This window comes from Oleomonas cavernae (genome assembly GCF_003590945.1).
Classification (GTDB): domain Bacteria; phylum Pseudomonadota; class Alphaproteobacteria; order Zavarziniales; family Zavarziniaceae; genus Zavarzinia; species Zavarzinia cavernae.
This window is the reverse complement of record NZ_QYUK01000010.1, coordinates 1-6,607: the sequence shown is the minus strand read 5'-3', so window position 1 is coordinate 6,607 and position 6,607 is coordinate 1. Positions and strand designations below refer to the sequence as shown.

At 62.0% G+C, this 6,607-nt stretch carries 5 protein-coding genes; 2 read left to right on the top strand and 3 right to left on the bottom strand.

Annotation, left to right across the window (positions count from 1 at the left end; translation table 11 throughout):
- Together D3874_RS29040 and D3874_RS03690 are read right to left on the bottom strand one after the other, a co-directional pair.
- A partial coding sequence (locus D3874_RS29040; protein ID WP_199698923.1) for a hypothetical protein occupies nucleotides 1-284 on the bottom strand: 284 nt, incomplete at its 3' end.
- Entirely contained in the window at nucleotides 284-1,885 is a 1,602-nt protein-coding gene (locus D3874_RS03690) for an efflux RND transporter permease subunit (protein WP_199698922.1), read from the bottom strand. The genes D3874_RS29040 and D3874_RS03690, both read right to left, overlap by 1 nt.
- A gap of 486 nt (nucleotides 1,886-2,371) precedes the next feature.
- On the opposite strand from D3874_RS03690, the gene D3874_RS29035 reads away from it, so the two are divergent.
- Nucleotides 2,372-2,722: a hypothetical protein gene (locus D3874_RS29035; RefSeq protein WP_199698921.1), complete on the top strand. Its 351-nt coding sequence runs from the start codon at nucleotides 2,372-2,374 to the stop codon at nucleotides 2,720-2,722.
- A 593-nt stretch (nucleotides 2,723-3,315) separates the two neighbouring features.
- Here D3874_RS29035 and D3874_RS03680 read toward each other — a convergent pair.
- Complete coding sequence (locus D3874_RS03680) at nucleotides 3,316-4,266, bottom strand: cytochrome P450 (protein ID WP_199698920.1); 951 nt, start codon at nucleotides 4,264-4,266, stop codon at nucleotides 3,316-3,318.
- Nucleotides 4,267-4,753: 487 nt separating this feature from the next.
- Here D3874_RS03680 and D3874_RS03675 point away from each other — a divergent pair, with 487 nt between their 5' ends.
- Nucleotides 4,754-6,592, top strand: a complete 1,839-nt coding sequence (locus D3874_RS03675; protein WP_199698919.1) for an efflux RND transporter permease subunit — start codon at nucleotides 4,754-4,756, stop codon at nucleotides 6,590-6,592.
- Nucleotides 6,593-6,607 lie beyond the last annotated feature (15 nt).

Sequence of the window (6,607 nt, the reverse complement as noted above, 5' to 3'; positions counted from 1 at the left end):
TAGGCACAGCCGATCAGGATGACGAGATTGAGGCAGGCCAGAATGATCATCTCATAGTGGGCGACCGTGTCGTTGATCGACTGCTGCAGGGGGATCGTGCCGGTAGCGAGGCGTATCTTGAAATCCGGGTGATCCGCACCGACGAGTTCCACCGCTTGGCGGGCCTGGGCGAGCGCCCGGTCGACCGTTTCCTGCTTGTTGTCCGGGTACCAGAGCGAGACCGTGGCGTTCTGTTGCTCGAAGTCGGCGACATGCAGGAAGGCCTTGGGGCTTGTCCCGAACATCACGGCGCCGACCGCGGCCCCATGGACGCATCGTTCGGGTCGAGCGGCGCCCACTTCGGATTGCCGCCGGCGAACAGGCGGTTGGCCTCGGGCAGATAGTCCGCGAAGGATAAGGTCGCGCGGGGCGGATTCTCCATGTGCTCCAGCGCGTACTGGATCTGAGCCATGGTCAGGATGGTTTCGGCCTGGCGTGCCACCCGGTTCGGATTGATCGGGTTCTTCGCCTCCAGCACGATCTCCAGGGTATTCACGCCGGGGAAGTTGCGGTTGATGGCCGCCACCGCCTTGTTGAACTCCCCATCCTCCCAGAGGATGTTGCTGCCCTCCACCGGGTTGCCGACCTCCATCTGCGAGAACCGGTGGAACGAATAGGCCGAGACGATGACGAAGAAGACGGTAGTGACGCGGGCGGCGCGGCCATAGCTCAGCTTCGAGATGTGGCCGAGGAAACGCTTGATAGCCGCATGGAAGCCGACGTCACCATCGGCGCCGGTGATCTGGCGCACGTTCTTGGGCGGCGGCAGAAGCGAAAGCACCAGTGGCGAGAAGAACACGTTGGCCGGCACGATCATCGCCGCCCACCAGGCACAGAAGATCGCGAAGCGCTCCATGGCGGGAATGGGCGCGACGGCGATGAGTGCCAGGCCCGCGACATCGGTGAAAATGCCGAGGACGGAGGGCGCCATCATGACCGAAAGCGCGATCTCAGCGGCCTTACGCCGATCGCCGACATGAAGGTAGATTTCATAGTAGCGCTCGGTGAACTGCACGCAGTGGCTGAATGAGCGTGCGACCAGCAGCAGCGGCACCACCATGATCAGCGGCTCGACCGCGAGGCCGAGCCAGCCGACGAAGCCGAAGCCCCATACCGCCGTAACCGCCGAGGTGATAATGGGCGCAAGCACGCCCGCGAGATTGCGCATGTAGAGAATGAGGCAGAGCAGCAGGGCGGCGCCAGTGATGCCGAAGATGCCCAGCATCTGCTGCTGATAGCGGTATACCCAGCCGGTCAGGGCCGGCATGCCCGCCATATGTACCTCGTGATGCTCGTCGCGCGCTTCCTCGACGATCTTCTGCATGTATTCAAAGGTCTCGCCGTAATCGAGCAGGCGCTCGATGAACGTCGCCGTGATCAGGGTCGCGGTGCCGTCTTGCGAGATATAGAAACGGCGCGCCAGCGGCGCCATGTCGACACGACGCCTGAATTCGTCGATATCCGCCTGGGTCGAGGGGATGGTGTCGCCCATCACCGGCTGGGTGTCGATACCCGTCGGCGTTGCCTCGGCATAGCGGACCTTCTCGGTCGAGATCGAGATCACCTGGTCATGATCGACGGCGGGTGCGAGGTCGATCTCGCGGGTCAGGTTCCAGATCTTCTGCAGGGTTTCGATATTATAGATATCGCCGTCGGTCCGTTTGACCATGATGGTTACGGTCAGCGGGTTGCCGAAGTTGGGATGATCCTTGAACGTCTGCACGTACGGATGGTCCGCCGGCAGCAGATCGGAAAAGATCGTTCGCAGTTCGACCTGGCGGCAGCCCCAGCCGAAGAAAACGGTGATGAGCGCGATGATCAGAATCGAGAAGCCCCGATTTTTCATGATCGCATGCGACAGGCGATAGCTGAAATTCTGCACTGGCCTACGAGTCCCCTGTCTGGCGGTGGAACGCTGGCCTGACGGCCATCTGCATGGTTTGATGGGGCGCGTCTTGAATAGGCCCAACGCGATTTTTCGCGTCATTCGCTTCCTCCCTTGCGACCGGTTGGCCCGGCGCCTTGTCTTCTGGCCGCGCTATTGGTGTGCGCTTTCCCGAAGTCGGCAAAGACTGCGCCCAAGGCAGGGACGCTGCCCCCCACCCGGAAGGGTTGGCCTAAGCCGGAATTCTCCCAAAACGGAGGGAAGCGTCGCCAGCGCGCGCCGCACTCAGCGTTCCCACTCGATCGAGGGGGCCCCGTCGATCACATGATGGCTGAAGGTGAAAAGTGATCAGATCTTCACATTGGTGCAGATCGGATTCGGCCGCGGGCCTACCCGCCAAGACCATCAATGATCAATGCCTCGAAAGGGGCGACAGGGAGTTAGGAAATGAGCGAAACAGCCGCTTTGAGACAAGGTCCCGCCACCGACGCCTGGTCGATGCCGCTCGCCGAAATCGACGTGAGCGACCCTGCGCGGTTCCGTGACGACACGATGTGGCCCTTTTTCGAGCGCCTCCGCCGGGAAGACCCGGTCCACTGGTGCGCCAACGGCATGTATGGGCCTTATTGGTCGGTGACCAAGTACAAGGACATCATGCAGGTGGAGACCAGCCACCACATCTTCTCGTCCGACACGACCATGGGCGGCATCACCATCGAGGACGGCAACGCGTCGACCGGCCTGCCCATGTTCATCGCCATGGACCCGCCAAGCACGACGAACAGCGCAAGACGGTGAGCCCTGTCGTCTCACCCGAAAACCTGGCGAAACTCGAAACGACCATCCGGTCCCGCGTCGGTGAAATCCTCGACGGCCTGCCGAGAAACGAGACCTTCAACTGGGTCGAGCGCGTCTCGATCGAGCTGACCACCCAGATGCTGGCGACGCTGTTCGACTTCCCCTGGGAAGATCGCCGCAAACTGACCCGCTGGTCCGATGTCGCGACCGCCACCCCGGGCTCGGGCATTATCGAAAGCCACGAGCAGAAGATGGCCGAGATCATGGAGTGCGGTGCCTATTTCACCCGTCTGTGGAACGAACGGGTGAATGCGGCGCCAGGCAACGACTTGATCTCGATGATGGCCCACTCGGATGCCATGCGCCATATGTCACCCGAAGAGTTCCTGGGCAATCTGATGCTGCTGATCGTCGGCGGCAACGACACCACGCGCAATTCGATTACCGGCGGCCTCCTCGCCCTCAGCCAGAATCCCGAGCAGTATCGCAAGCTGCGCGAGAAACCCGCACTGATCTCCAGCATGGTGCCGGAAATCATTCGCTGGCAGACCCCGCTCGCCCACATGCGCCGCACCGCGAAGATGGACACCGTCCTAGGCGGCAAGACCATTCGTCGCGGTGCGTGTCATGTGGGCGAGCGGGGTCTGCCAGCGAATGATTTCCGGCACCATGCTGGAGATCAGTGCGGGGTTCTCGCGCAGCTTGCGATACTGCTCGGGATTCTGGCTGAGGGCGAGGAGGCCGCCGGTAATCGAATTGCGCGTGGTGTCGTTGCCGCCGACGATCAGCAGCATCAGATTGCCCAGGAACTCTTCGGGTGACATATGGCGCATGGCATCCGAGTGGGCCATCATCGAGATCAAGTCGTTGCCTGGCGCCGCATTCACCCGTTCGTTCCACAGACGGGTGAAATAGGCACCGCACTCCATGATCTCGGCCATCTTCTGCTCGTGGCTTTCGATAATGCCCGAGCCCGGGGTGGCGGTCGCGACATCGGACCAGCGGGTCAGTTTGCGGCGATCTTCCCAGGGGAAGTCGAACAGCGTCGCCAGCATCTGGGTGGTCAGCTCGATCGAGACGCGCTCGACCCAGTTGAAGGTCTCGTTTCTCGGCAGGCCGTCGAGGATTTCACCGACGCGGGACCGGATGGTCGTTTCGAGTTTCGCCAGGTTTTCGGGTGAGACGACAGGGCTCACCGTCTTGCGCTGTTCGTCGTGCTTGGGCGGGTCCATGGCGATGAACATGGGCAGGCCGGTCGACGCGTTGCCGTCCTCGATGGTGATGCCGCCCATGGTCGTGTCGGACGAGAAGATGTGGTGGCTGGTCTCCACCTGCATGATGTCCTTGTACTTGGTCACCGACCAATAAGGCCCATACATGCCGTTGGCGCACCAGTGGACCGGGTCTTCCCGGCGGAGGCGCTCGAAAAAGGGCCACATCGTGTCGTCACGGAACCGCGCAGGGTCGCTCACGTCGATTTCGGCGAGCGGCATCGACCAGGCGTCGGTGGCGGGACCTTGTCTCAAAGCGGCTGTTTCGCTCATTTCCTAACTCCCTGTCGCCCCTTTCGAGGCATTGATCATTGATGGTCTTGGCGGGTAGGCCCGCGGCCGAATCCGATCTGCACCAATGTGAAGATCTGATCACTTTTCACCTTCAGCCATCATGTGATCGACGGGCCCCCCTCGATCGAGTGGGAACGCTGAGTGCGGCGCGCGCTGGCGACGCTTCCCTCCGTTTTGGGAGAATTCCGGCTTAGGCCAACCCTTCCGGGTGGGGGGCAGCGTCCCTGCCTTGGGCGCAGTCTTTGCCGACTTCGGGAAAGCGCACACCAATAGCGCGGCCAGAAGACAAGGCGCCGGGCCAACCGGTCGCAAGGGAGGAAGCGAATGACGCGAAAAATCGCGTTGGGGCCTATTCAAGACGCGCCCCATCAAACCATGCAGATGGCCGTCAGGCCAGCGTTCCACCGCCAGACAGGGGACTCGTAGGCCAGTGCAGAATTTCAGCTATCGCCTGTCGCATGCGATCATGAAAAATCGGGGCTTCTCGATTCTGATCATCGCGCTCATCACCGTTTTCTTCGGCTGGGGCTGCCGCCAGGTCGAACTGCGAACGATCTTTTCCGATCTGCTGCCGGCGGACCATCCGTACGTGCAGACGTTCAAGGATCATCCCAACTTCGGCAACCCGCTGACCGTAACCATCATGGTCAAACGGACCGACGGCGATATCTATAATATCGAAACCCTGCAGAAGATCTGGAACCTGACCCGCGAGATCGACCTCGCACCCGCCGTCGATCATGACCAGGTGATCTCGATCTCGACCGAGAAGGTCCGCTATGCCGAGGCAACGCCGACGGGTATCGACACCCAGCCGGTGATGGGCGACACCATCCCCTCGACCCAGGCGGATATCGACGAATTCAGGCGTCGTGTCGACATGGCGCCGCTGGCGCGCCGTTTCTATATCTCGCAAGACGGCACCGCGACCCTGATCACGGCGACGTTCATCGAGCGCCTGCTCGATTACGGCGAGACCTTTGAATACATGCAGAAGATCGTCGAGGAAGCGCGCGACGAGCATCACGAGGTACATATGGCGGGCATGCCGGCCCTGACCGGCTGGGTATACCGCTATCAGCAGCAGATGCTGGGCATCTTCGGCATCACTGGCGCCGCCCTGCTGCTCTGCCTCATTCTCTACATGCGCAATCTCGCGGGCGTGCTTGCGCCCATTATCACCTCGGCGGTTACGGCGGTATGGGGCTTCGGCTTCGTCGGCTGGCTCGGCCTCGCGGTCGAGCCGCTGATCATGGTGGTGCCGCTGCTGCTGGTCGCACGCTCATTCAGCCACTGCGTGCAGTTCACCGAGCGCTACTATGAAATCTACCTTCATGTCGGCGATCGGCGTAAGGCCGCTGAGATCGCGCTTTCGGTCATGATGGCGCCCTCCGTCCTCGGCATTTTCACCGATGTCGCGGGCCTGGCACTCATCGCCGTCGCGCCCATTCCCGCCATGGAGCGCTTCGCGATCTTCTGTGCCTGGTGGGCGGCGATGATCGTGCCGGCCAACGTGTTCTTCTCGCCACTGGTGCTTTCGCTTCTGCCGCCGCCCAAGAACGTGCGCCAGATCACCGGCGCCGATGGTGACGTCGGCTTCCATGCGGCTATCAAGCGTTTCCTCGGCCACATCTCGAAGCTGAGCTATGGCCGCGCCGCCCGCGTCACTACCGTCTTCTTCGTCATCGTCTCGGCCTATTCGTTCCACCGGTTCTCGCAGATGGAGGTCGGCAACCCGGTGGAGGGCAGCAACATCCTCTGGGAGGATGGGGAGTTCAACAAGGCGGTGGCGGCCATCAACCGCAACTTCCCCGGCGTGAATACCCTGGAGATCGTGCTGGAGGCGAAGAACCCGATCAATCCGAACCGGGTGGCACGCCAGGCCGAAACCATCCTGACCATGGCTCAGATCCAGTACGCGCTGGAGCACATGGAGAATCCGCCCCGCGCGACCTTATCCTTCGCGGACTATCTGCCCGAGGCCAACCGCCTGTTCGCCGGCGGCAATCCGAAGTGGGCGCCGCTCGACCCGAACGATGCGTCCATGGGGGCCGCGGTCGGCGCCGTGATGTTCGGGACAAGCCCCAAGGCCTTCCTGCATGTCGCCGACTTCGAGCAACAGAACGCCACGGTCTCGCTCTGGTACCCGGACAACAAGCAGGAAACGGTCGACCGGGCGCTCGCCCAGGCCCGCCAAGCGGTGGAACTCGTCGGTGCGGATCACCCGGATTTCAAGATACGCCTCGCTACCGGCACGATCCCCTGCAGCAGTCGATCAACGACACGGTCGCCCACTATGAGATGATCATTCTGGCCTGCC